Consider the following 21,110-nt stretch of genomic DNA (forward strand, 5'->3'; position numbering starts at 1 on the left):
GCCGGTTACGCGGGTATATTGCGCTGTCCTGTCGCAAACACGACACGACCACACGTGCCGATGGCGGTAGCGAACAATCTGATTGGTTAGCAGGTAGCCGAATACGCGTCACGCACACCCGAGCAGCTCGATCAGCGGTGGCAGGACGGGCAGCACCGCCGCGCGGCGTCCCTGGGATCGGGAGGCACTGCGGGTTGTCGCCGACTGGGCTGGGGCTCCAAGGAACCGGGGGTTCCTCTGTGTTTTGTCAAGCAGCTGGGGCGGGTTGGGGCGTAGGCTGGTCGATGGCGGGTTCTGGAAGTGACTGATCCGAAGAGCTGGCGTGCGGGGTTGAGCCGGCCGCGCAGGATTTCGTAGTCGCCCCCGAATGTCCTCCGGAACCCGCCCCGCCGGTGTGGCGTTGTTCATCGGCCATCATGTTTCGCCAAACATGGTCGCAGAGTCGGCGTTTGAGACAGCGCATCGCCTCCTTGTGTCCTTTGCCCTCGGCGACTTTGCCGTCGTAGTAGATCCGTCCTCTGGTGCCCGGCATGCGCACTTGCGTCAAGGCGATGGTGTGCAGGGCGTTATTCAGCTGGCGATCGCCGTGACGGGACAGCCGATGCCGAGACTTGCCGGCACTGGCGATTTCTATCGGCGCGGTGCCGGTGTGAACTGCGAAGGCTCCCGCGGTGCGGAACCGTGACGCGCGTCCGGTTCGGCCCAGCAGCCGAGCCGCGACCACCGGTCCGACGCCGACCACGCCGATAAGGCTGCTGCCGGAATCGGTGACGGTATCCTGCATCCGCTGCTGGTTGGCCTTCAGCCGCGCGTCCAGGGCCCGCACGTCGGCGACGAGTTCGCGGGCGAGTTCTTTGCGGGCGCGTTCCACCGGTGAGGACGGGCCGACGCGCCGTAACACGTCAGTGGCCTGGTTCGCGGTCAGATCGGTGGACACGCCACCGGGCAGCAACTCCCGCATCACCGCGTGCAGCTGGTTGACGGTCCGGGTGCGCTGCCTGGTCAAATTCGTGCGTCGCTCATCAAGCATTCGCAGCACTGTGCTCGCGCCCTCGGCCTCGACGGGCGCTGCAACGCCGTGCAACGCCGCCACACTGGCAGCCGCGGCCGCGTCGATATAGTCATTCTTGCGCCGCCCGCCCCGCGACCACTCCCGAACTCGCGCGGTGGCCGTGGACGGCACATCGGTGACCGTCTCGCCGTGAGCGATCAGCCATTGGGCCAGATGTCGGCCCAGACCACACGCGTTCTCCACGGCCCAGCACCGCTCAGAAAATCGCTTTGCCCAGGCCAGAAGCCGCCGATACTCGGGCAATGTGGCGTCGATGCGTATCGTCTCGATCGCCTGGTTGGTTGCGGCATTCAGCGCCGCCGCCGTATGGGTGGCCTTATGCGGGTCGACACCGATCAGCACCGTCAACCACGTCTCCTCACTCCTCGCCGGGATACAGGAAGCCGCGGGCGACATTCCGGCTTTCCGCCTGTGTGTCCCACACCTCTGTTGAGTCAGACCCGCGGCCGGTGCCGGGCCGGGGCGCAAACCCCCGGTGAGCCAGCCCGAACGGGCGGCAGGAACCTCACGAGCCAGCCCCGACTCGACACCTCCGGCAGACTACGGCCGGTGATCATCCAGCCCGCCAACCGGTGACACCCATATAAGCCGGAACCTCAGGCGATCTCCCCCGGTACTGCTGGAGTGGAGGCGGTGGTGATGGAGGCCAGTATTCGGCTGGTTCCGGTTCTTGCCACCCATCACTCGTGCCGATCGCCGGCGCCGGGCGAGGACAGGGCGAACACAGCACGCGGACCGAGGCACCCGTTCCTGCCCGGATCTTTCGTGCTGGCGTGATATCGGACGTGGCGGGTGCCGTGTTCGGGGTGTGGCATGGAACCTCCGCTTCGAGGATTGGGGGTTATTCGTACTCGTCGGGGGCGGCGAGTCCGTCGCGGTAGGCGTCGGCGTCCAGGGATTGCAGGCATTTCGGGCCGTGACCGCCGTGTGCGGCGCGGACGAAGTTCGCCTCCTCCAGCGAGCCGAAGCCGGTGTCGCTGGAGGTGCAGTCGCTGTGGCGGCGGGTCCACAGGTCCGGGTCCGGGCGCGGCGGCGTGTGCCCGTTCATCGTGGCCGGATGAAGCTGTCGTTGTCCCAGCCGGTCAGTTCCTGCCACGACTGCTGGTAATTGGTGGCGAAGACCGGCGCTCCGGGGAGCTGCGGGACATCGAACGCCGCAGCCAAGACGGTCAGGTTCTCGAGCAGGATGCGGCGGTGATGCAGCAGGCCAGTCTCGATCTTCTCGGCGCGCTGATCGGACTGCAATCCCCGCCGCTGAGCCCACGTCCCGAGCGGGGCGAGGAACCCCAGCGCGACCACCGCTGCCACCGAGTACGCCACGGTGGCCGCGGTGGGGTCAGTGGCTTCCTCCGCAGCGATGAGCGCGGCAGTCACAGCGAGGCGTATCCCGGTGGTATGGGCCAGATCAGCGCGGGCCGAGTCCAAGCCCATCGCATCGCCATCGGGTTCGTACTCGTCTCGGTCGATACCGGTCGCGCGGTAGAGATCGGTGGCGAGGTGGTCCTCGCGGGCCGTGATCATCTCGAGCCACCACGGCTTCTCCGCCCGTGTCCCGGGAAGTGTGAGAAGGCACAGGGTCTTCGCATACCGCCCCGCAGGAACTCGGAGGGCGAGGGTGTCGCCTTCAGCGGTTTTCCCGCCGAAGGCGTTAGCGATCGCATCCGGGAGATAGTTGCAGCGCAGAATCCCGTGCGCGGCCAACCGTTCCCGGCACACGATCAACGCATCCTGGGCGAGGGTGGTCAACAGGGGTTTGAGCACCATCACCCACAACGACAGCGGTGGCTGGGTACCGGGTCCGGCTGCCATATCGCGCACCATCCGCCCCAGCACGCCACACGCATAGGTGTCGGCGACGGCGGTGACGATATCGCGTTGGAGGGCGTCGCTATCGCCGTGGGGACGTTGAGCGGTGAACCCGACCACTGCCGCGGCGCCAGCACCGGCGCTGCGGTTCATAGCGATCCCCAGATCGAGGCGCCCGTGGATCAGCGACCCGATTGTTCGGTGAAAGCGTTGACGGACCGGGACATCGGACACGAAGTCCCCGTTGTCGTCGAACCCGCCCCAGTCCCCGCACAGGACCCCGTCCTCGGGGACGAGTAGCCCGTTCAGCTTGATCAGGGCGTGCGGCATCGCGGAACCGAGTTTCGGTGACAGAGTGTGGATTTCCACGCCCTCGGCCAGGACGCCGTCGACGTTCCGGAGACGCGCCGCGAACGCCAGCACGCCCTTGTCCTCCCCGTCTTCCTCCAGGCGCGCGGTGAATACGGCGATGGCCGGCACGTCGAGGTCCGCGAGGTTGGCCATCGCTTTGACCGCCTCGATACTGGTGGCGTATAGGCGGTAGCCGCCCGCCGCCGCATCTCGTACCGCGATCACCTGCAGATCAGCGGCACCGTTGGTCCCGCCGAGTTCGGTGTGGGCGAACACGCCCAGCGTCCGGCCGCTGTCGAGGTCGGCCAGGCACCGCTGCACATAGTCACTGCCGTTGCCCAGCTCCAGGAGCACACGGCAAGTCAACGCGAAATGCCCGTTCAGCACAGTCAGCACATGCACGGCGCCGACTGCCGCGCTATCGCAGAGCGCGCCCCGCAAGTGCACGTCCTGAGCGATCTTGCGTGCCGGGAGCCCGAGATCCTCGATCAACTGGGGCAGCAGTGCCGGCCCGATACGGGTCTCGTCCCTGTAGGTGACATCGTCGCCGGGAGGAACGTCGCCGAGCCCCAGCATGATGTCCATCGCGGCGCGGTGCGTGCCGAGATGCTCACCGAACAGCGCCGCACGCAGCCCGGCGACAGTCGGGTCCTCACCGCGGTAGCCGATGGGGGTGACGAGATCGGTAGTGGTGGTGGTCATGGTGTCACTCGCTTCCGTAGTGAGGGATCCAAGGAAAACGGGGCGACGGAACCGGACCGACATGCCCCGGAGTGTCATCGGTGGGCCGATGCCGGCGGGATGATCAGCGGCGGTGTGGGCGGGAACTCCACCGGCACCGCCGCGGGGGCACGGTGAAACGGGCCGGGTCGCCACGACACCTCGTCCGCTGAAACGGCCAGCTCAGCCTCGGGGAAGGCGTCGAAGAACTGCGCGATCGCCTCGATCCCGATCTGTTTCGACATCTCCCGCGCCATATCCGGGCAGGCATGCGGGCCGCTGCCGTAGGCCAGATGCGCGCGGTTGTCGGTCCAGCCCTGGGCACCGACGATCGCAGGGTCGGTGTTGCAGGCGGCCATACTCACCAGCACCGGCTGGTCGGCAGGCAGCCACACCCGATCGAGGAGAACCGGCTGGCGTGGGTAGCTGTTGCAGAGGTTGGCCATCGGCGGGTCATTCGCAAGGGTTTCTTCGACCGCATCCCGGGCCGGGGGCGTGAAGTGGGTGTTGTCGTGGCGGTAGCGGGCCTCGGTCAGCATCCGCCGGATCGTGTTCGCGATCAGATTCCGCACCGGCTCGATCCCAGCGGAATAGATCGTCACCAGCTGATGCATCCGCTGCTCATCAGTGAGGTTCGAGCACCGATGCACCAACCAGGACGCGATATCAGCAGCGGGGGCGCGACGTTTCAGCTCGATCAACTCGAACAAAGCAGACGCGACCTCGGCGTTCACATGCTCGGTGTCCACGCCCTCGAACATCGCCGCGATCGCCACCCGCAACCGTTCACCGAGCCTCGGTGGACAGCCGACGGTCTCGTTGAGCACCGCGAACACCAACGGAGTGATGTAATGCTCGATCAGCTCGACCTCGCCGCCCCGACAGAACCGGTTGATCAACGAGGCGGCGACCCGGATCGTACGTTCCCGCACCGCATGCAAATCCACCACCGACAACGCAACCTGCAGCGCATCCCGGTGGAAATCATGCTCCTTACCCGCGGTCCGCAGCGCATTCGGCCGCCATCCCAGCATCGGCAGCAACGGATGACCATCCGGAACCGATTTCTCCCATACCCGCGGGTCAGCCGGAAAATGGTCGGGATCATTGAGGACCCGCACCGCCGTGTGATAGCCGATGACCAGCGTGGCAGGGACACCAGGCGCGAGTTCGACCGGCGCCAACGTTCGCCCACCTCGGCGCATCCGCTCATACGCGGCGTAGGGGGCGATAGCAAAAGCAGGGGTGTAGAGCGGAGTGCGGGGGCCGAGATCTTCAAACGAACAGATGTCGCTGCCGGACAGCGACTTCGAGCTGAGCATGGCTTTTCCGTTTCCTTACAACACGTGAATCACGACGAAAGGCGAAACAGCGGGGCGGGAAGTCAATACGCAAGCGGACGGGCCGGTTCGAACCGCACCGGCACCGCGGCCGGCGACCGATGGAACGGGCTCGGCCGCCACACCAGCTCCCCGGCCAACCGCATATCCGGTATCGCGTCCATGAGCTGATCGATCGCGACCGTGGCGATCAACAGCGCGAGACCGTCGGCCGGGCAGGCATGCACCCCGGCACCGAACGCCAGATGAGACCGGTTGCCTCGCCGATCCCCACGGGCGACGGCCGGGTCCCGGTGACACGCTCCCAGACCGATCACGACCGGCCGGTGCGCGGGCAACCACACGTTGCCGATCAACTGCGGGACCTGCGGATAGCGCACACACCATTGCGCCAACGGCGGATTATCGAACAGCGCCGCGTCCAGCACGTCCCGGGTGGACAGGCTGCCGCCCAGCGCAGCGTCCATCCGGTCATCGGTCAGCATCGACGCTATAGCGTTCGTGATCAGGCCGATCGTGGGCTCGACCGCCATCTCATAGGTCAGCGCGAGCTGCGCGACCACCTCGACCTCCGACAAACCCGAGCTGTGGGCGAGCAGGCACGACACCACATCCGCGCCCGGGACCGCTTTCTTGTCAGCCACTACCCGGTGCAGCACCGACTCCAGCAGTCGCCGACCAGCAACCGCTGTGGCAGCATTCTCGGTATCGGCCAGTACCGGGACCGCTTGGGCCACCTCGCCCGCCCATTCCTCCGGCAAGCCGACCAGCCGGTTGACCGCGGCCAGGACCAGCGGGGTAACGAACTGCGCCCGCAGCTCCGCCTCACCGCGACCCCAGAACCGGTTGATCAGCATGACCGCGTCCCGCTCCACACCCGCCTGCACCGCGTGCTGATCCACCGCGCCCAGCACCGCCAGATGCGCACCCCGATACCGAGCATGGTCCACACCGGAAGTCCGCGCGGGAGTCCGCCCCGACGCCAGCACCGGCGCGACCGGGCACTCCACGGGTACCTTCGTCTGCCACTCTCCAGGGCTGGCCGGGAATCTCTCCGGGCTACGCAGGATGTGCAGAGCATCCTCATGCCCAATCACCAACGTCGCCGGCACGCCCGGGGCCAGCTCCACCGGCACCAGCGACCCGAACTCCGCCCGCCACTGCTGGAAGAACCGGCCCGGATCCGTAGCGAACTCGACCGTATACAACGGCACCGTCCGGGTGGCTGCCTCGACCGGCGACCCCTGCACCAGAGGCTGGTCGGCCCGGTGCCCGATAGACCTCGTCACAACTAAACCCCTGCTCATATAAGGTTTCTTAGATTTCGAATTCATCCGCCGGGCTTCACGCCCGTCCCCGGGAACCACCGCAACGGCGGGCGCTTGTACCCGACAGCGCCGCGCATCGTCCGCCTCGCCACCAATCGCTCCTCCAGTTCCCCGGGCTGGCTCGTCGTACCTTGCGGCCACCAATCGTCCAGCTCGACGAGACCGGGCGGCAGCAACTCGAGACCGTCGAAGAATGCGAGGATCTCTTCGCGGGTGCGGTACCAACCCGAACCCACGCCCTCGACGAACGCCTCCTCCAGCCGCTGAGACAGCGCGTGCGCTTCGGGATTCTCCGGGCCCGGGTCATAGAAGTGAGTGATCGCTACATACGACCCGGTCGGCAGCCGATCGATGAGTTCACGCATTACCTGGGCAGGTGCGAGGTCGTCGTCGAGGTGGTGCAGCACCGCGCCAGCGAGCACGCCGATAGGGCGGTCCGGGTCGAAGTACTGGCGGACGCTGTGGTTCTCCAGCAGCGTGCCCACTTCCAGGAGGTCGCCGGGCAGGTAATAGGTGCGATCGTTCTGTTCGAGCAGGACACGCCCGTGCGCGACACACAAGGGGTCGTTATCGACGTAGACGACCGTGGCTTGTTGGTTCTCCAGCTGCGCGACCTCGTGGATGTTGCCTACTGTCGGCAGTCCGGCACCGATATCGAGAAACTGATCGATCCCGGCCGGTCCGGCGAGATACCGGACCACTCGGTGCAGCCACCGCCGGTTGGCCAACGACACCTCCCGCTGGGCGGGCGCGACCTTGAGAACCGTCTCGAACGCTGCCCGATCGACGGCATAGTTGTCTTTACCGCGCAGGCTGTAGTCGTAGACCCGGGCGATGCTGGGCCGGGTGATATCCAGCGCCGGCACGTGCGGCTGGTGGAAGCGGCCTTTGCCAGCCGGGTTTTCATCGGCGACCAGCAGCGCACCGCCGTCCGACCCTAAAGGTATCCCTCGGCTACCTATCGGGTCGCGCGTCGAAGGCGTCGAGGAACGGACGAGTGGCACGGTCACAGCCTCCAAGTCGTGTACGTCGAATGCGTGTGACGGCAATGGCACACGCCATGAAGCGACGGCTCGAAGTGGAAGTGCTACAAGCTTTTTGCCGACTATCCGTATCGGTTCACCGTCGCCTCTGCCGCCTGTCGGTCGGCATGTCCTGACTGTGCCGTGGCACGCTGTCGCATCTCGACACCCATCACGTGCCCATCTCAAACTTCTTGTGCCCCTGCTGTCCCCTCTACATCCCTCTACGATGAGCACAGCCAGCAGACGCAGGGAATCGAAAGGTCTGAAGGGGTGTCAATGGCCAGTAGGACCTCCCCGTAGGCGGCCAGTTGTTTTCCCCGCTGGTGGCCAGTTGGGTTTCCCCAACGGCGGCCAGTTATTTCCCCAGCGGGTTCAGCGCAGGGGCTTCACCCCCTGGCCGTTGGTGGCTTGGGCGAGGCGGTAGCTGTCGCCGTCGGTGACGACGACGTGGGCGTGGTGCAGGAGCCGGTCGACTGTGGCGGTGGCGAGGGTTTTCGGCATGATTTCGTCGAATCCGGAGGGGTGCAGATTCGAGGAGACGGCCAAGGCTCGTCGTTCGTAGGCGGCGTCGACGAGCCGGTAGAAGCCTTCGGCGGCGTCGGGTGAGACCGGTAGCAGTCCGATGTCGTCGACGATGATCAGGTCGGTGCGGATCAGGCGGGTGATCGCGCGGGTGATGGAGTCGTCGACACGGTGTCGGCGCATGAGGGCGCCGAGGTCTTCGATGGTGAACCAGGCGACGGTGAGGCCGGCCTCGACCGCGGTCTGGCCGAGGGCTTCGCAGAAGTGGCTTTTCCCGGTCCCCGACGGGCCGCAGATGGACAGGTTTTCCTTGTTGCGCACCCATTCCAGGGTTTTCAGCGCGTCCTGGGTCGGCCGCGGGATCGAGGACGCGGTCTCGTCCCAGTCGCCGAAGGTTTTCCCGGCGGGGAATCCGGCGCGTTTGCGGCGGGTCCGCAGGTTTGTGGCGTCGCGGCCGGCGGCTTCTTCGGCGAGCAGGACGCGAACGACTTCGGCGGGGTCCCAGCGTTGGGCTTTCGCGGTTGGGACCAGGTCGGTGAGGGCGCGGCGCAGGTAGGGCAGTTTCAGGCGTTTGGTCAGGGCGATGGCCTCGGCGAGGGGGTCGCCGGTCGGGCCGGCAACGCGCAGCGGGGCAGACAATGTCAGTGTTCCCTTTCGGGGTTGGTGGTGGGCTTGCCGAAGCGTGACCAGGCCGAGGTGCCCGGTTGCAGGCTGTGGTCTTCGCCCGCTCGGGTCGGTTCGGCGTGGTCGCGGCCGAGGTTGTGGGTCAGGATCCGGATCAGGTCGTTCTCGGCGAAACGTCCTGCAATCGCGGCGATCCCGAGTGCCCGGTCGACCTCGGCAGGCGGGTGCAGTTTCGCGAGGGTGACCGCTTCGGTCATCTTCGCCCGGATCCGGCGCGTCCCGGCCGCGGCGGCCTCGGTCAGCCAGGCCGAGGCTCCGTCGCCGAGGGCGAGGAACATCGCTTCTTCGGCGTTACCCGGCTTCGGTTTCCGATCGGCATGCGGATCGGGCCGTGGGGGATAGTGCTCGGGGTCGATCGACGGGTTTCCCGGAGTCGCCCGCTGATGACGGGCGACTTCGACCGGTCCCGTGTCAGCGACGGTGGTGACGATCAGCTCGTCGCCGTGGAACCGGACCCAGACACGGGTGTCGACCAGCTGATGCGGAACCGAATACCGCACTCCCTCAACCGAAACGGTCGAATCCCAGTTCACCCGCCTGGTCGTGCCGAACGCGACGGTGAATGCGGTCTTGGGCAACGGATGCAACCGAGTTCGTTCCTCGGCCAGCGCCTCGACCGGGCGGCGGCGTGTCTCGCGATGCTCACGGTCGTTGACCTCGGCGCAGAAATCCCGGCAAGCCGCCTCCAACCCGCCGAAGGTCCGATACTCGCCGAGCAGGTTCGTCTCGGTCGGGACCAGATCGGCCTTCGCGATGCGCACCGTCGCCTCCGAACCGCCCTTGGTCTGCGGATCCGCCGGAACACAGGTTCGGATTGTCAGCCCGTAATGGCATCCGACCTCGACGATCTCCGGATGCCTGACCGCGACCCCGGCGATATGGGTGACCGACACCGTCTTCTCGTTATCGGTCAACGCATAGGTCGGGACCCCACCGACCCGGCGCAGCGTCGCGTCCAGGCACGACACCACCGTCGGCAGCGTTTTGTCCATCACCGGGATCACTACCCGAAACCGCGACCACGCCAGCCAGGCGCACCACAACTGCGTCCGGCGCCCGTCGATCACCGGCCCGGCACCACAGTCCCACTGCAACCACAACCCAGGCTCGGTGATCCACGGCCGAAACACTCGCCGCTGACCCTCCCGCAGCTGCTGTTTCACCTGCGCCACCACCCGGCGGGTGGTGCGTTCACCGCCGGTGAACCCCATCGCGGTGATCCGCTGATGCACCACATCAGCACGGATCCGGCCGTTGGACCGGACCACGAGTTCTTCGATTTTCGGCAGGTATTTATCGATCGGGCGAGCCCGATGCTCCCGCGCGATCGGGGACTCGCCCGCGGCCCGCAACGCGACATACCGGGCGACCGTGTGATGGTCGCAGCCGGCCAGCGCCGCTGCCGCACGGAACGAACCCGTGAGGTCGTATGCCTCCAAGATCTCCATGATCTCCCTACTGCTCTTCACGCCGCACGAGCCTGCCCGCGCGGCAACCAGGACAAATCACCTGGGGAGATATCTGGCCATCCGTGGGGAATTCGGTGGCCACCAGTGGGGCCTTAAGTGGCCGCCTATGGGGAGGATTTCATGGCCGCTGACAAAGGGGTAAAGGGGTAACGGCGATGGCAACACGCCTCAAAACCGTGCTACAGCAACAGCACCTACAAACACACTCGGCGTTCTGCCGCGAATACGACAAGATCGCCGCCACCATCGACCCCGACCTCGTCGGCTCCGCCCCGAAACGCTCGCAATTCCACCGCTGGCTCTCCGGCGAGGTGAAAGGACTCCCCTACCCCCACCACTGCCGCATCCTGGAAAAGATGCTGCCCGGCCACACCGCCACCGAACTCTTCGAGCCCGAGATCACAGGACGTGACATCGACGAATCCAGCACACCGGGCCTGAATCCGGCGCCGTCGATCTCGTGGATGCCTCCGCGGATACAGCATCAGTCGCCCGCCGGTGGGGCGAGGCCGATTGACTCACGCGAGCTGTTCGGTGATCGGCTCCCGTACCTGCGGATGCCGCCAGGCCGTTTCTTCTCCGGGCCGGATATCCCGACCGTCGTGTTTCCGGCAACGGTGGATCATGGTCGTGTCGTGGGCACTGCACCACTCGACCCGCTATCAGCCACCGCGTTGGCTACGCCCGGCCGGGCCCTGGTGGTCGCCCGTGCCGGTGCACCCGATCATCCGGGGCACTATGTAATGGATCGACGCCGAGCCCGTGCTCGGCTGGCCGCTGCCGCGCCTGATGCACCCTTGGTGTTTCCTCACGCCTACCTGCTCGACGACTTCACCTTGGCCCTTATTTGGGCCGTAACCAGCCTGGACAGTGCGTTGCTCGACGACGACGCGGACTTAGCCAACACCATGGGACGGATGGATCCGCTCGATCTCGACCCGTACCCGGATGTCGGGCGCGACGACAGCGTGGAGTTGTCACCCGTGTCGCAGATGTGGGTCGGCTCGACGGTCTGCGCCCGTCACATCATCCGGCACACCGACACGCTCACCGGCACACCCCAGTTCTGGACTCGGGAGCAACGTGGAGAAGAAGCGAGCACGTGGCTGCTGTTCACCCACAAGTACCACTACCTCAAGGCCACGGCTCAGACGCAAGGCGAGCGACCGACCCGCGCATTCTGCATACCGCCCGACGCTGTCCGCGCTTCTGCAACACCGGAGCGAATTCTTCTACTGCTCGCCACAGCTCTACACGAAGCCATGGGCATCACCACCGTCGTGTGCACTGAACCCGAGTACACCGCCACCCCTGGATTCGTCCTCGACCGCGCCCACCGAGCGCTGGTGGCGAATTGGGTCAATACCGACCGGATCTGGCACGTCGAGGTCACCGATGACCGCCCCGTGCTCCGTGAGTTCGACGACGCGGTGGGATGGGCCCGCACCCGCACCATCCTTCCCGGCCGATCGCCGCGCCACCGGCTCCAGGCGCTGGCCGACTACCTCGACCTCGACTGGAGCTGGCTGGTCCACCGGGCAACCGGCCTCGCCGACAGCGGAGTTACCGGCCTGTGCTCCCCACGCAGCCGGCTCCTGTCGACCGCCGGTCTCGAACGGGCGTGTGCCTTCGTCTCCGACCTCGCAACCGACGATCGCTAAGGTGCCAGAGTGCCTCCTGTCGAACCCTTGCGCCGTGTCACCGTTTTCGCTCTCGGCGGCACCATCGCCATGACCGACACCGGCGACGGAGCAGTGACACCGACCCTATCCGCGGACCAACTGCTTGCTGCCATACCCGGACTGTCCGCCACCGATATCGCGATCGACACCGTCGACTTCCGCAAGAAGCCGGGGGCCTGCCTGACGCCAGCCGATATCGCCGCCCTCGCCACCGAGATCGCCACCCGGCAGCACGACATCGACGGCGCCGTCGTCACTCAGGGCACCGACACCATCGAGGAAACCGCCTACCTACTCGATCTACTGCACCCCCCACGACTTCCGGTGGTCGTCACCGGAGCCATGCGTAATCCGACATTGGCCGGCGCAGACGGTCCCGCCAACCTTCTCGCGGCGATCCTCACCGCCGCCGCCCCCTCGATGCGAGGCCAGGGCTGCCTGGTGGTGTTCAACGACGAGATCCATGCCGCACACCGCGTACGGAAAACCCATACCACCAGCCCCGCCAGTTTCTCCTCGCCCGACGGGGGACCGCTGGGTTATCTCACCGAAAACCGGCCCCACCTACTCAACCGCCGTATACACCGGCCGACGCTGCCGACCGCGGCCCCTGAGACGTCTACGGTGCACATCCCCATCGTCACGGTGACACTCGGCGACAACGGCACATCCCTGCGCGCCCTCGCCCCACATGTCGACGGTCTCATCGTTGCCGGGTTCGGCGCCGGGCACGTCCCCGAAGAGCTCATCGAAACACTCACCGAGCTCGCTGCCACGGTACCGGTGGTCCTGGCCTCCCGTACCGGAGCAGGAACAGTCCTGTCGGCCACCTACGGATTCCCGGGATCAGAGCAAGACCTCCTCGCCCGCGGTCTGATCCGCGCCGGATACCTTGATCCGCTCAAAGCCCGAATCTTGCTGCACACCCTGATAGGTCTCGGTATAGATCGGGTCACCATCGGCGCTGCGTTCTCGGTGGCCGGCGGCTACGCCGACCCAGATTCCTGGCCTTGGCCCGACCACCTTCACAAGGACCACTGATGCGTGCCCACGAACTCGGCCTCGGACGAACCTTCGGTCTCGTCTTCGACCACGGCGACGACTTCCACACCGCCCTCGACGAATTCTGCCGCACCCACCACATTCGCCAGGGCTACATTCCCTCATTCATCGCCGGCTTCAGCGAGGTCGACCTCGTCGGCACCTGCGACCGCCTCGACGACCCCGCTGCTCCCGTCTGGTCGAAAGTCCATCTCCGCAACGTCGAAGCATTCGGTGGCGGCACCCTGGCCTACGACCCCGACACCGGTCGAATCAAGCCCCATATCCATGTCGCGATCGGCCTCAAGGAACACGCCGCCACCGGCTACACCAGCCACCTCCTCGACGCCACCGTCCAATTCCTCACCGAGATGCTCGTGATCGAAGTCCTGACACCGGACATGACCCGAACACCGCAACCTGACCTCTACAACGTTCCCCTACTCCGATTCGGCCCCACGCCCGGCCACGGCACGGCAGAACCGAGTTGACCAAGATCCTGGAGGAGACCAGCTAACGACCCCGCTCCAGCCCCCGATCACGCTCTCGCCCCCGGGTGCGGCTATTCCTGGTTTGTCCCGCCTGGGGGTGTTCGTGGTGGTGGCGGTGGAGTGATTCCGCATCCAGAGTCGGCGGGCCCATACGCAGCACATCTGCTGCTTCTCGGCCGCTCATCGGTGTCCGCTCCCCCCGCGCTGCGGCTTCCCGACGTTCGATGGAGTGTTGGGCCAGTCGGTCGGCCGCTTCGCGCTGCTTCTGTCGCTCCTCCCGTTCCTTGCGCTCTCGTGCCCGCTGTTCGATAGCTCGTTCGGCCGCCTCCTTGACGCGCTGCCTTTCCTGAACCTTGTCGCGGAGCTCCTTCGCTCTCTGGTCACGACGGAGTTCCTGCTGGCTGATCAGTTCGAGCTGGTTGCGGTCGCGGCTGAGTTCCTGTCCTACCCGGCGGGCCTGCTTCGCCTGCTCTTTGGAGACCTCGACCACCTGGAAGCGCTCGGGAAAGTCGCGGAGTAGCTGGTCAAGTTCTCTACGGACTGCGGGGTCGGCGGCACCCTGCCTCATGATCCAGAGTCCGGTTGCATGCGGATCTCGCTCGAGTACCCGCCGGTCCTGGGCTATCTGGCTCATCGTGAGTGCGCCGCCGACGATTTGGCCGGCCTTGTACTCGCGGAACTCAAGGCCGCCCTTTTCGTTTATCTTGGCGGCGTCGTGTTTTCGAGTCTGGCCGTCCAGAGTTATCGAGCGCTCGTGCTGCCAGCCGTTCTTGGTGGTCTCACCCCGGATCTCAGCCATGCCGTAATGGAACTCACGGCCGATTTCCTGGGACTTGCGCCCGCGTTTGGAAGCTTCCCGTTGTTCACGTCGGGCGACTTCTAGGTCATGTCGGCGCAGATATGGTCGGCGCAGGTGTTCATCGTTGCTGGACATCCCCCCACGCCCCGATCACCGCAGACCATGCTTACGTTCGAAGTCGAACTGGCTGTGCGGTAGTCCATGAGCCTCTGCGTAGTCGACGGACCGCGAGTACCACGCCTGGCCGATGGTATTGTCGAAGTCCCCCTCTTCCACCGCGCTGAAAAGCAGGTGCTCGGGATTGTCGGAGTTCTCGGTCCAGTCGTAGTAGATCGCTGGTCCGAACCCGAAAAGCACCGTCTCGGATGGTCGATTGACCCACCGGCCGCCGAGACGCCGAACGAAATACTCGCCGATATATGCGACAAGCTGCGCTACGGTATCGGCGTTCTTCGACTCCATCAGCGAGTCTTCATCAGGGAACAGGTAGCCGAACGCGTCGGCCAGCCAGTCGTCGACCATCTCGTTGCTGTACACGCCGACCCCTACCGGCATCGGTCCCAGGGCCTTTCCAGCTGGAGTCGTCCAATCAGCGGGAACCCGTGACAGCGTGTCGGTGAACAGAGCAGCTGCCGCATCGTCGACCTGACTGAGCCACACCACCCACTCCGGGTCGTCCTGCGCAGCCTGGTCCACGTCGTCATTCATGGGTCAAGTCCTTTCCTCGCGGCTGAGTGCAGCGTACCGAGGCTTTCCCATATCCATTTTCGCAATCAGAGGAGTTCTACGGACACATTCCCACTCTCGACCGCGATAGACATGACTGTCCCGGGCGGCGCCCCGTCGCTGGGCAAGAATGCAGTCCGATCGGTGCGTGGATCATCGTCAGACCCACCATCATCCAGCAGTTGCGGCAAGATATCGTTCTGCGCGAATATCGGGCACGGCATGTCCCGCCTCGATCAACACACAGAACGCTGCCCGCTCCCGCGAGCACGTGTCCGCCCGACAGTTCCGGTGCTGCTGCATCACGACGTGTGCCTCCTGACGTTCAGATCCGAAGATCGTCCCGCCTGCCGCTGGCCTGACGAGCTGGCGGCGACCGTGCGAGTCGGCGGCGTTCTGCACATTTCGCAGCGCATCACCCCGCTGAGCAGGAACAACGCCACCGCCGCTCTCAGAGGATGAGCACAGAAGAAAAGCCCATCTCTCCTTCGATTTATCCGCGTCGGTAGTGATCAGCTGAACTGGCGGGGCAGGCATCCGGTATCCCTGTGGCTGTATCTCGGCGGGATTCCGGCTGGTACTGACATTGCCGGGTCCCGGGCTGCCGCGCCAGTCTTTCCGCCCAGCGCCACCCTTCCCGGGAGGTCATGACCTCACCGTAGCCAGACTCGATGCCACAACCCGACCAGGAGCGGAAGGCAACCATCGCGACGATGCCATGGTTACCTCCCCGAGGTTGGCCAGTACAGCAACGAATTCCTCGCCCCTCGCTATGTCACAGAGCATCCGCTTCGCCGCCGAGACGGACGAATACTGCGAGCGCCAGCTGGTCCTACGGCCGGCGACCGGTGAGCAGTCCCTGGTTGACCGTTAGGAGGTCAGGGCGGTGTAGGTGGTCTGGATGCCGTCGGCAACGGTGGTTGTTGCGTGCCAGTTGAGTTCCGTGGCGGCCAGTGTCGAGTCCAGGGCGCCGTGCCGCCATTCGCCGTCTCGTGGTGGCGCGAATCGGGGGGCGATAGAGGTCCCGGCGGCGGTGTTGACTGCGTCGAGTAGTTCGAGGACCGAGGTGCCGGAACCGGTTCCGATATTGAACACTGCCACCGATCCGGTGTAGGTGCTGGCGGCGAGGAAAGCGTCGATGATGTCGCTGATGTAGACGTAGTCGCGGGTCTGTTTGCCGTCGCCGAAGATCGTGGGCGTGCGGTGTGCGGCGATGTGGCCGCAGAATATGGCGACCACCCCGGCCTCCCCGTGGGGATCTTGGCGCGGGCCGAATACGTTGCCCAGCCGCAGTGCGATGTGGTGGGCGCCGTGGAGGCGGTTGTGCAGGGTCAAGTACTGCTCGGCGCAATACTTCGAGATCCCGTAGGGCGCTTGGGTTTGCGGCGGCACTGTCTCCGGGGTCGGCATCGGGACGCCGTCGCCGTACATGGCACCGCCGGTCGATGCCATGATCACTCGTGCGCCGATTGTTGTGGCGGCAGCGACGATGTTGAGGGTGCCGATTACGTTCACCTGGGCGTCGCGCTGGGGGTCGGTGACCGAGTACCGCACACTGATTTGCGCGGCGAGGTGATAGATCAGTTCGGGCTGGGATTCCTCGATGATGCTGGTGACAGCTGCCGCGTCGGCGACATCGGCTTGATGGAACGCGACGGTGTCGGGGATTCGGGTGCGGTCACCGCTCGAAAGGTCGTCGATGACAGTGACGGTGTGACCGTCGGCGAGCAGCCGGTCGAGCAGGTGAGACCCGATGAACCCGGCGCCGCCGGTGATGAGTGCACGCATGGCAGCAGACCTTATCTGGTGGTGGGGTGGTGGGGTGTGGCGGATTCGGGTAGATCGCGGGCGCAGCGAAACCCCAGGTCGGGCGCGGAGTAGCTGGGGTCGCAGGCGATGCGTTCGCTGGTGCGGGCTTGCCATCGAAACGATTTCCAACTGCCACCGCGCACCGCGATGTGCCCGTGGCCAGCGACGGCATGGTATCCGGGATCGTAGCGACGATCGTGGGCGTAGAGCCGATACGGGGAGGCGGTCCACTCGGTTACGTTTCCGGCCATGTCGAGTACCCCGAATGGTGAGGCGCCGTTGGCGAGGGCGCCGACCACGGTGGTGGCGGGGGCGATGTCGTGGTGGGCGTAGTGGTCGCACCACCAGGTTTTCCATGTGTCGAGGTCGTGTATCGGGTACCCCGCCGCCCAGTATTCAGCGGTGTTGGCGCGGTGGCAGTCCCACTCGTCGCCCCACGGCCATGGGCTCCACTGGCGGCCGTGGGCCGCGAATTCCCATTCGACCTCGGTCGGCAGGCGTTTACCGGCCCACACGGCGTAGGCGCTGGCGTCGGCGTGGTCCAGATGCACCACGGGGTGATACGGCCGTTCTCCGACGGCGTCCAGGTCAGGGTGCGGGTGGCGCCAGTTGACACCGGGCACGGTTGTCCAGTAGCCGCGCCCGTAGGCCAGGCCGTATCCGCGTCGCTCGGCGGCGGTGACGTGCCCGGTCGCGTCGGTGAATTCGGCGTAGGCGGCGTTTGTTACCGGCACGGGGTCGATGGAGAATGCGTCGATGCTTGCCGTGTGTTGTGGGGTTTCGTCCTCGAACCATGCCCGGGGATAGTGCTGGGAGGTCGCGACTGCGTCGAGGTGTTGTTCCGGGGACCCGATGGTGGTCGTGGAGGTGGGGATCGTGATCATCTCCTGCACGCTCAGCCTCCCATGAGGGCCGGGATGATCTGTAGTTCGTGATCTCCTGCCGGTATAGGGGTGGACGGGTCGAGGATGTGTTGGTGATTGAGGCAGACGATCGTCCACGGAGCCAGGTCGTGTTCTGTGTAGATTCGTTCGGCGAACGCGGGATGCTGTTCGATCAGCCACTTCAGTGCCTGGTCCACCGTGGTGGCCTCACACGAGAGGTTCGACAGGTCGGCGTCGGCGAGGGAGGGCCAGCTGGCTGGGAGGACGAATCGGATGGTCATGGCTGTGTCACCTGCCGCATCCAGGCGAGGGTTTCGGTGACGCCGGTGCGCAGCGGTGTTGTTGCGGCCCAGTCGAGGAGTTTGCGGGCTCGGCTGGTGTCGGGTCGGCGCACTGTGACCACATCGTCGCGGCCGGGTGTGAGTTCGACTGCTCCGGTGCCGGCCAGCTCGATGACGAGCCGTGCCAGGTCGGCGATGGTGATCTCGTCGTCGGAACCGAGGTTGATCGGCCCGAATTCATCGCTGTCGAGCATCGCGACCAGTCCGTCCACGAAATCGCTGATGTAGGTCAGGGACCGGGTTTGGGTTCCGCCGTTGTGGAGCTGCAAAGTCTTGCCGGCAAGGGCGTCAGCGCAGAATGAGGACACCACCCTGCCGTCCTCGGGCCACATGTTCGGTCCGTAGACGTTGAAGGGGCGGACGACGCCGACGTTGGTTCCCATCCGGTGATGCGCCGCTGCGGCGGCTTCGGTGAGGCGTTTGCCTTCGGTGTAGGCACTGTAGGGCCCGACCGGATTGGTGTTGCCGCGGTAGTCCTCAGGCTGCGGATGGATCTGCGGATCGCCGTAGATTTCCGATGATGAGGCGATCACCGCGCGGGAGCTGTTGCGCTGGGCGAGTTCCAGCGTGTTCAGGGTGCCCAGGGATGCGGCCCGGATCGTCTCCAGCGGCATCCCGGAGTTGGCTTTCGGTGAGGCAGGGCAGGCGAGGTGGACCACGTGAGTGACCTCGGCAAGTCCGGCGAAGACCGACACGGAGGTGACATCTCCGACGATGAGACCGAACTGTGGGTGCGGCAGGAGATCGGTCAGGTTTTCCCGATGCCCGGTACTGAGATTGTCGATCGCGGTGACGCCATCGCCACGCGCGACCAGCGCCCGGCACAGGTGAGAGCCGATGAAGCCTGCGCCGCCGGTGACGACGACATGGTTGGTTTTGCTCACAGCAGGTCCTTTCGGAACGAGTGGTGGATGTGGAGGCTCAGAGCCGTTCGATATTGGCTCCCGCCGGGAGCGCACCGCAGGCGTCGAACACGTACTGGCTGCTGGCGATGAGTGTGTAGTCGAGGTCTCGATGGGCGACGAGTAGCGCGACAACCGCCGCGCCCGCTACCTGCTCAGCAGTCAGTTCCGATGCCACGGCGAGTTCGGTGTGGACGAGCGGGTCGACGACGATGACGTCCAGGCCGAGTCCGCGCAGGGCTTCAACGACCTTTAGTGCGGCCGATTCGCGGCGGTCAGGGATATCGGCCTTGTAGGTGAGACCCACCACGACAGCTCGTGCACTGGAGAGGAAGGGCTGCCGTCGCCGGATCCCGGCGACTATACGGTTCGCCACATAGGAGGGCATGTCGTCGTTGATCCGGGATGCGGTCTCGATCAGCGGCGCTGCCGCGCCGGCAGTTTCGCGGATCCGCCACGCCAGGTAGCGGGTATCGGAGGGCAGACAATGCCCACCCGCCCCGGCACTGGGGTGAAACGGCATGTATCCGAACGGTTTCGTCGCCGCCAGCGCGAGCGCCTGCCAGATGTCGACACCCAATGCGTGGGCATTGCGAGTGAGCTCGTTGACCAGCGAGATATTGACCAGACGGAAGGTGTTTTCGACGAGCTTCGCCAACTCAGCGGTGCCGATATCAGGAGCTGGCACGACCTCATCCACAAGACCCGACCAGAACCCGGCGACTGCGGCCCGGGATTCGTCGTCTATTCCGGCAACGATCTTGGGCACCGATCGCAGCTGTGCGATCGGCGTTCCGGGATTGACCCGCTCGGGGGCGTACCCGACCCGGAACTCTCGTCCGGCCTGCAGGCCGCTGGTCTCCAGGATCGGCACCACGACGTGTTCGGTGGTACCCGGATACGTGGTGGATTCCAGAATGACAGTCGCCCCCGGGTCCAGATGGGCCGCGACGGTCTTGCTCGCAACCTCGATATAGCTCAGGTCTGGATGATCGTCTGTCGTCGGTGTAGGCACCGCGATCAGCGCGACATCGAAACCGGAGAGCGCGTCTGGGTTGCCGGTCGGAATCAGCCGCCCGGTCGCCAACGCGTGGGCCAGATCGTGGTGCGATATATCAGGGAGGTAGGAGTGGCCGTGGTGGAGCTGTTCAATGCGGTCGGGGTCGGTGTCGAGCGCGATCACGGTGTGGCCGGCCCGGACAGCCAGCAGAGCGGCGGGCAGACCGATGAAACCGCAGCCGATCACCGCGACCCGCATCGAAACGATAGGCGCGTTCATGCCCGCCACCGCAAGCAATGGAACGCCTCGGCGTAGCGCGTCCCGCTGTGTGCGCCACGGACCGCCGCAAGGCCCCGCAACGCTTCCTCTGACCGCGTGTGCGGGTGGTCGCGCCATTGGCTTTCGTGCAGCCGCAGCGCCGCGATCTTGCGATCCACGTCGGAAGCAGACAATTCGACGAAGAAGTTTCGCGGATGCGGCGCCGTCGACGCTCCGCTCCAGAAGTCCGCGACCTGCTCGTAGGTCAGTACCAGCCGGGGCTGATGCCGCCACCGATCCGGGCCGGGGCGTAGCGCGGTCAGCACTGCCTGTCCGACCGCTCGATGGTCCTGGTTGTAGCTGGTGACCTCGGGCGCCACAACCACTGTCGGCCGCAGCACCGGCAACGCCACCCCATGCTCAGGGCGTCCCTCGAGCAAATCGACGAGCTCGCAACGAGACAGCGCATCCAAACGCAGGGTGCGCCCCTCACCGATGCAGGCCGCATGCCAACTATTCAAGGAAAGAAACTCCGCCACCTGCTCGATCTCGGACATCCGCTGTCCGGCGGTCGAGCCACCCGTAGGCGAGTATTCGACCAAGTCGTCGACTGCCACATACAGCACGTGCACCTGGCCGCCCTCCCGTTTGACTCGGTTGACGAGCCCACCGCAGCCGATTACCTCGTCGTCAGGATGGGCAGCGATCACCAGCACCCGCTGTTGTCCCCAGTCGACTTGCACGCTGCTCACCGCCGACTCCGGTAGCCCGACACCGGATACGTCGGACCGCATCTGTCGGTCGGATACGCCACAGGAACCTCAGCGGCCAGTTCGACGCAGGTAAAATACGGCGAGATC

General features: G+C 65.6%; 19 protein-coding genes. 3 read left to right on the forward strand and 16 right to left on the reverse strand.

Going from position 1 to position 21,110, the window contains the following annotated elements; genetic code table 11:
* Positions 1–247: 247 nt before the first annotated feature.
* The 8 genes from M8859_RS03275 to istA all read right to left on the reverse strand — a co-directional run bounded on the left by M8859_RS03275 (position 248) and on the right by istA (position 10,317).
* The gene (locus M8859_RS03275; RefSeq protein WP_283779305.1) at positions 248–1,420 is read right to left on the reverse strand and encodes an IS110 family RNA-guided transposase; all 1,173 of its coding nucleotides are present in this window, start codon (positions 1,418–1,420) and stop codon (positions 248–250) included.
* 493 nt (positions 1,421–1,913) lie between these two features.
* Positions 1,914–2,120, reverse strand: a complete 207-nt coding sequence (locus M8859_RS03280; protein ID WP_249643750.1) for a hypothetical protein — start codon at positions 2,118–2,120, stop codon at positions 1,914–1,916.
* A complete protein-coding gene (locus tag M8859_RS03285) occupies positions 2,117–3,931 on the reverse strand; it encodes an acyl-CoA dehydrogenase family protein (RefSeq protein WP_249643751.1) in 1,815 nt (604 codons plus the stop codon). The genes M8859_RS03280 and M8859_RS03285 overlap by 4 nt, the downstream gene beginning before the upstream one ends.
* A 74-nt stretch (positions 3,932–4,005) precedes the next feature.
* Positions 4,006–5,271, reverse strand: coding sequence for a cytochrome P450 family protein (locus M8859_RS03290; RefSeq protein WP_249643752.1), 1,266 nt, complete (start codon positions 5,269–5,271; stop codon positions 4,006–4,008).
* A gap of 62 nt (positions 5,272–5,333) precedes the next feature.
* Complete coding sequence (locus M8859_RS03295; RefSeq protein ID WP_249643753.1) at positions 5,334–6,578, reverse strand: cytochrome P450 family protein; 1,245 nt, start codon at positions 6,576–6,578, stop codon at positions 5,334–5,336.
* Between the two features lie 41 nt (positions 6,579–6,619).
* The gene (locus M8859_RS03300) at positions 6,620–7,483 is read right to left on the reverse strand and encodes an SAM-dependent methyltransferase (RefSeq protein WP_249643754.1); all 864 of its coding nucleotides are present in this window, start codon (positions 7,481–7,483) and stop codon (positions 6,620–6,622) included.
* A 531-nt stretch (positions 7,484–8,014) separates the two neighbouring features.
* On the reverse strand, positions 8,015–8,791 hold the full coding sequence (gene istB / locus M8859_RS03305; protein ID WP_443678222.1) for an IS21-like element helper ATPase IstB: 777 nt from the start codon (positions 8,789–8,791) through the stop codon (positions 8,015–8,017).
* Between the two features lie 14 nt (positions 8,792–8,805).
* The gene (gene istA / locus M8859_RS03310; protein WP_249643756.1) at positions 8,806–10,317 is read right to left on the reverse strand and encodes an IS21 family transposase; all 1,512 of its coding nucleotides are present in this window, start codon (positions 10,315–10,317) and stop codon (positions 8,806–8,808) included.
* Between the two features lie 155 nt (positions 10,318–10,472).
* Here istA and M8859_RS03315 point away from each other — a divergent pair, with 155 nt between their 5' ends.
* From M8859_RS03315 to M8859_RS03325, 3 genes are read left to right on the forward strand one after another with little or no spacing between them, the layout of a single operon-like run.
* Positions 10,473–11,978, forward strand: a complete 1,506-nt coding sequence (locus tag M8859_RS03315; RefSeq protein WP_249643757.1) for a hypothetical protein — start codon at positions 10,473–10,475, stop codon at positions 11,976–11,978.
* A gap of 9 nt (positions 11,979–11,987) precedes the next feature.
* Positions 11,988–13,040 carry an asparaginase gene (locus M8859_RS03320; RefSeq protein WP_249643758.1) on the forward strand — a complete coding sequence of 351 codons (1,053 nt, stop codon included), beginning with the start codon at positions 11,988–11,990 and terminating at the stop codon, positions 13,038–13,040.
* Positions 13,040–13,531 (forward strand): PPC domain-containing DNA-binding protein, encoded by a 492-nt coding sequence (locus M8859_RS03325; RefSeq protein WP_249643759.1) that lies wholly within the window; start codon positions 13,040–13,042, stop codon positions 13,529–13,531. The genes M8859_RS03320 and M8859_RS03325 overlap by 1 nt, the downstream gene beginning before the upstream one ends.
* 22 nt (positions 13,532–13,553) lie before the next feature.
* Here the strand turns inward: M8859_RS03325 and M8859_RS03330 are convergent, their stop codons facing one another.
* The 8 genes from M8859_RS03330 to M8859_RS03365 all read right to left on the reverse strand — a co-directional run bounded on the left by M8859_RS03330 (position 13,554) and on the right by M8859_RS03365 (position 21,002).
* On the reverse strand, positions 13,554–14,465 hold the full coding sequence (locus tag M8859_RS03330) for a hypothetical protein (RefSeq protein WP_249643760.1): 912 nt from the start codon (positions 14,463–14,465) through the stop codon (positions 13,554–13,556).
* A 15-nt stretch (positions 14,466–14,480) separates the two neighbouring features.
* On the reverse strand, positions 14,481–15,038 hold the full coding sequence (locus M8859_RS03335) for a hypothetical protein (RefSeq protein ID WP_249643761.1): 558 nt from the start codon (positions 15,036–15,038) through the stop codon (positions 14,481–14,483).
* Positions 15,039–15,926: 888 nt separating this feature from the next.
* The gene (locus tag M8859_RS03340) at positions 15,927–16,844 is read right to left on the reverse strand and encodes an NAD-dependent epimerase/dehydratase family protein (RefSeq protein WP_249643762.1); all 918 of its coding nucleotides are present in this window, start codon (positions 16,842–16,844) and stop codon (positions 15,927–15,929) included.
* A gap of 11 nt (positions 16,845–16,855) precedes the next feature.
* The gene (locus tag M8859_RS03345; protein WP_249643763.1) at positions 16,856–17,749 is read right to left on the reverse strand and encodes a formylglycine-generating enzyme family protein; all 894 of its coding nucleotides are present in this window, start codon (positions 17,747–17,749) and stop codon (positions 16,856–16,858) included.
* 11 nt (positions 17,750–17,760) lie between these two features.
* Positions 17,761–18,030: a MoaD/ThiS family protein gene (locus M8859_RS03350; protein WP_249643764.1), complete on the reverse strand. Its 270-nt coding sequence runs from the start codon at positions 18,028–18,030 to the stop codon at positions 17,761–17,763.
* Complete coding sequence (locus M8859_RS03355) at positions 18,027–18,974, reverse strand: NAD-dependent epimerase/dehydratase family protein (protein WP_249643765.1); 948 nt, start codon at positions 18,972–18,974, stop codon at positions 18,027–18,029. The genes M8859_RS03350 and M8859_RS03355 overlap by 4 nt, the downstream gene beginning before the upstream one ends.
* A 37-nt stretch (positions 18,975–19,011) precedes the next feature.
* Entirely contained in the window at positions 19,012–20,271 is a 1,260-nt protein-coding gene (locus M8859_RS03360; protein WP_249643766.1) for a nucleotide sugar dehydrogenase, read from the reverse strand.
* Positions 20,268–21,002 carry a PIG-L deacetylase family protein gene (locus M8859_RS03365; protein WP_249643767.1) on the reverse strand — a complete coding sequence of 245 codons (735 nt, stop codon included), beginning with the start codon at positions 21,000–21,002 and terminating at the stop codon, positions 20,268–20,270. The genes M8859_RS03360 and M8859_RS03365 overlap by 4 nt, the downstream gene beginning before the upstream one ends.
* Positions 21,003–21,110: the final 108 nt, after the last annotated feature.

Source organism: Nocardia sputi, from assembly GCF_023501985.1.

Bases quoted from the DNA above. Each gene is read 5' to 3' on its own strand.
- M8859_RS03330 (WP_249643760.1), bottom strand. From the start codon at position 14,465: ATGTCCAGCAACGATGAACACCTGCGCCGACCATATCTGCGCCGACAT.
- M8859_RS03340 (WP_249643762.1), bottom strand. From the start codon at position 16,844: ATGCGTGCACTCATCACCGGCGGCGCCGGGTTCATCGGGTCTCACCTG.
- M8859_RS03315 (WP_249643757.1), top strand. From the start codon at position 10,473: ATGGCAACACGCCTCAAAACCGTGCTACAGCAACAGCACCTACAAACA.
- M8859_RS03290 (WP_249643752.1), bottom strand. From the start codon at position 5,271: ATGCTCAGCTCGAAGTCGCTGTCCGGCAGCGACATCTGTTCGTTTGAA.
- M8859_RS03350 (WP_249643764.1), bottom strand. From the start codon at position 18,030: ATGACCATCCGATTCGTCCTCCCAGCCAGCTGGCCCTCCCTCGCCGAC.
- M8859_RS03280 (WP_249643750.1), bottom strand. From the start codon at position 2,120: ATGAACGGGCACACGCCGCCGCGCCCGGACCCGGACCTGTGGACCCGC.
- M8859_RS03325 (WP_249643759.1), top strand. From the start codon at position 13,040: ATGCGTGCCCACGAACTCGGCCTCGGACGAACCTTCGGTCTCGTCTTC.
- M8859_RS03345 (WP_249643763.1), bottom strand. From the start codon at position 17,749: ATGATCACGATCCCCACCTCCACGACCACCATCGGGTCCCCGGAACAA.
- M8859_RS03360 (WP_249643766.1), bottom strand. From the start codon at position 20,271: ATGAACGCGCCTATCGTTTCGATGCGGGTCGCGGTGATCGGCTGCGGT.
- M8859_RS03335 (WP_249643761.1), bottom strand. From the start codon at position 15,038: ATGAATGACGACGTGGACCAGGCTGCGCAGGACGACCCGGAGTGGGTG.
- M8859_RS03285 (WP_249643751.1), bottom strand. From the start codon at position 3,931: ATGACCACCACCACTACCGATCTCGTCACCCCCATCGGCTACCGCGGT.